The following is a 3,120-nucleotide window of genomic DNA, read 5'->3' on the forward strand; positions in this document are numbered from 1 at the left end:
AACTGAAACCAGATGAGCCAAACACTCACTAAGTCAGGCAGCCTTCTGTCTCAAAATACCTGACGACGAACATTGACGCAAGCCAGCGTTGATCTGCATTGCGGTGAACCTGAAGACCTTGGATTAGTGGATATTTGAATTGGCGCATCTTCACACACGTCCAACGCCTTAATTGGCGAATGCGCTGTGCGCCAATCTAATGGGGCGATAATCATAGACTAAACCCTTCATTAAGAGGAATAGAGCAAATTTTGCAGAATAGACTGCTGAGCGCTCGCGAAAGCCCGCACGCTATTTGATCACAAGACCCGCCGGGAAGGGTTGAAAAACCGGATTTGAACGATGACGAGATCAATTATCCTATTAACAGGCGCACGCGAAGTTCCCTTCTTTGAGGAATTCTTGTTGGAGCGGAATCGGGAGTTGCAAATTCTTGCAGCCTATAACGCAGAGGATTTGGCGAACGCGGTGGAGCAAACAGGCGGGAATGCGAGACTGATCTCATTTGTAACCGATATTATTGTGCCGCGAACTTTGCTGTCCAAGCTAAAACTGACGCCATACAATATCCACCCGGCACCGCCAGAATTTCCCGGTTCGCATGCTGATAGTTTTGCTATCTGGGAAGGCGCGGACACCTATGGGGTCACAGCCCATGAAATGATGCCTTCGGTTGACAGTGGTCCGATTGTGGCGGTTTGCCGATTTCCAATGCCCGAGCGTCCGGAGCGAGTTGCATTATCCGATTATGCCTATTCCAAAGCCGTGGAAGTGTTTGCCGTGGTGGCGGCCCATTGCGCTGAATGCGATGATCCGATGCCGCCTGTGCCGCACGAATACTGGTCTGGCCAAAAGCGAACGCGAGCCCAGTTTAAAGCTTTATGCGACTCTCTTCCTAATTGGTCTGGTGAGGACGCACAGCGTTTAAAACGGGCGTGCGGTCCTGACCTCAATTCAGTTCAGGCCGGTTAAAAGAACTGCCGCTTGATGGAATGAGGCTTGCCTTTCGAATGAGGACGCTTTGAAAGTTTTGCGCGGCGTGGGGCGCGATGACTTCTGAGCTGCCCATATGGTGCAATAGGATCTATATCGGGCCGGCGTCAGAGACCGCGTGGAAACAGCGCGTGGATCACGAGGCATCACACCAATCGTGAGAGTTCGAAAAGATGGTTTGCCCTCATGTCTCGGTAACGCTTTCACGGTTTTCAGAAAGAGGGTGCAGACCAGCAAAGTGTAATGGTTCAGGGGCAGGGGCGTCTTATCCGTATCAGATCATGGAGTGAGCACGCCGGTGCGCGTCGCCGCTAAACCAAAAAGGACGCCGCTGATGAGTCTCTGGAGCACAATCGCTAAAAACCGGCTTGAAAAGTCTATTCACAAGGGACGCCTGGAAGTCGTTTTTCCAAATGGCAAGACAGCTGTTTTTGGTCAGAACTGCGACCATCCAGTTCGTATCGCCGTGAAATCAGAGGCCTGGCTTCGCCGCATCGTGCTCGATCCTGAATTGCAGCTTGGCGAGGCTTACATGGAAGAAGGCCTCGTGCTGGAAACCGGCGATCTCTATGATCTGCTGGACCTTCTCTGGACCAATATTCTGTCCAAGGGCAGCGCGCATGCGGCGCTCCCATCTTTCCTGCGAAAGACGTTTCGTGCGGTTGCGCAATTTAATCCGCAAGCGCGATCGGCTCGGAACGTGGCGCACCATTATGATATCGGCAACGATCTCTACCGCCTCTTTCTTGATGACGACATGCAGTATTCCTGCGCGTATTTCCCGAAGCCGCAGACATCGCTCGACGATGCCCAGCGGTTTAAGAAAGATCATATCGCGCGCAAGCTGTGCTTGAAACCCGGGGACCATGTGCTTGATATTGGGTGCGGATGGGGCGGGCTTGCGATGCATCTGGCGGAGCGCGAAGATGTTCGGGTCCACGGTGTGACATTATCCTGTGAGCAGCACTGTCTGGCTCAAGAGCGCGCTGAGACCGCCGGGCTCAGCGACCGTGTCGATTTTGAGATTCAAGATTATCGCAACCTTACCGGCGAGTATGACAAGATTGTCTCGGTTGGTATGTTTGAACATGTCGGTGTGCCGCATTACCGCGAATATTTCGACCAGATTGCGGCCCGTCTCGGCGACAATGGAACGGCGCTCATTCACACGATTGGGCGGTCGCCTGGACCAGGGGCGACCAATCCATGGATCGCCCGGCATATCTTTCCAGGGGGCTATATTCCAGCACTCTCGGAAATTGTCCCCGTCATTGAGAAAGCCGGGCTGGTGGTTCTGGATATTGAGATCCTGCGCTTGCACTATGCGGAAACGCTAAAAGCCTGGCGGCAGCGATTTCTGAACCGCGCGGATGATGCTGAAAAGTTATATGATGCGAGGTTTGTGCGGATGTGGGATTTTTATCTCGTCACAAGTGAGCTGTCTTTTCGCCATGGCTTTCACAATGTGTTCCAGCTTCAGCTTGGTAAACGCCAGGACGCAGTGCCGCTAACGCGAGACTATCTATATCCATCCGAACCGGCCCGCCCGGCCATAAGACAAGTTTCGCCGGCCAATGATGAAAGGGTTCGCGCGAATGCCAAAAGATGATCACGCTGACATGGGTCTTTCCAAGAAGGATTACAAACGCCGACTGCGCGCGCTGCAAGTAGAACTGGTCAAGATCCAGCGCCGTGCGATCACGCATGGTCATCGGATTCTGGTGATTTTCGAGGGACGCGATGCTGCCGGCAAAGACGGCGTTATCAAGCGCATCGCCGACCATCTCAGCCCCAGAGAGACGCGCATTGTGGCGCTTGGCAAGCCATCCGACCGCGATACGAGAAGTTGGTATTTCCAACGCTACGCACCGCATCTGCCAGCTGATGGTGAAATCGCGCTCTTCAATCGATCCTGGTATAACCGCGCCGGCGTTGAACCGGTTATGGGCTTTGCCAGCGATCAAGAAGTCGAGGCATTTTACGACAATGTTGGCGCATTTGAACAAATGCTGGTGCGCGATGGCACGCAGATCCTCAAATATTATCTCGACATCAGCCAGGAATGTTCGTCGTCAGGTATTTTGAGACAGAAGGCTGCCTGACTTAGTGAGTGTTTGGCTCATCTGG

3 protein-coding genes are annotated in these 3,120 nt (G+C 53.2%); all 3 read left to right on the forward strand.

Translation table 11 applies throughout. The features are described 5' to 3' along the window. Positions 1-342: 342 nt before the first annotated feature. The 3 genes from V7676_RS18585 to V7676_RS18595 all read left to right on the forward strand — a co-directional run bounded on the left by V7676_RS18585 (position 343) and on the right by V7676_RS18595 (position 3,095). Complete coding sequence (locus tag V7676_RS18585; protein WP_035542277.1) at positions 343-972, forward strand: formyltransferase family protein; 630 nt, start codon at positions 343-345, stop codon at positions 970-972. 355 nt (positions 973-1,327) lie between these two features. Continuing rightward, positions 1,328-2,602: an SAM-dependent methyltransferase gene (locus tag V7676_RS18590; RefSeq protein ID WP_035542281.1), complete on the forward strand. Its 1,275-nt coding sequence runs from the start codon at positions 1,328-1,330 to the stop codon at positions 2,600-2,602. Next, positions 2,589-3,095: a hypothetical protein gene (locus V7676_RS18595; RefSeq protein WP_335661050.1), complete on the forward strand. Its 507-nt coding sequence runs from the start codon at positions 2,589-2,591 to the stop codon at positions 3,093-3,095. Before V7676_RS18590 ends, V7676_RS18595 begins: the two co-directional genes overlap by 14 nt. The last annotated feature ends 25 nt before the right edge of the window (positions 3,096-3,120 follow it).

It is taken from the genome of Parasphingorhabdus sp., from assembly GCF_036963805.1.
GTDB lineage: Bacteria > Pseudomonadota > Alphaproteobacteria > Sphingomonadales > Sphingomonadaceae > Parasphingorhabdus.

Bases quoted from the DNA above. Each gene is read 5' to 3' on its own strand.
- V7676_RS18585 (WP_035542277.1), top strand. From the start codon at position 343: ATGACGAGATCAATTATCCTATTAACAGGCGCACGCGAAGTTCCCTTC.
- V7676_RS18590 (WP_035542281.1), top strand. From the start codon at position 1,328: ATGAGTCTCTGGAGCACAATCGCTAAAAACCGGCTTGAAAAGTCTATT.
- V7676_RS18595 (WP_335661050.1), top strand. From the start codon at position 2,589: ATGCCAAAAGATGATCACGCTGACATGGGTCTTTCCAAGAAGGATTAC.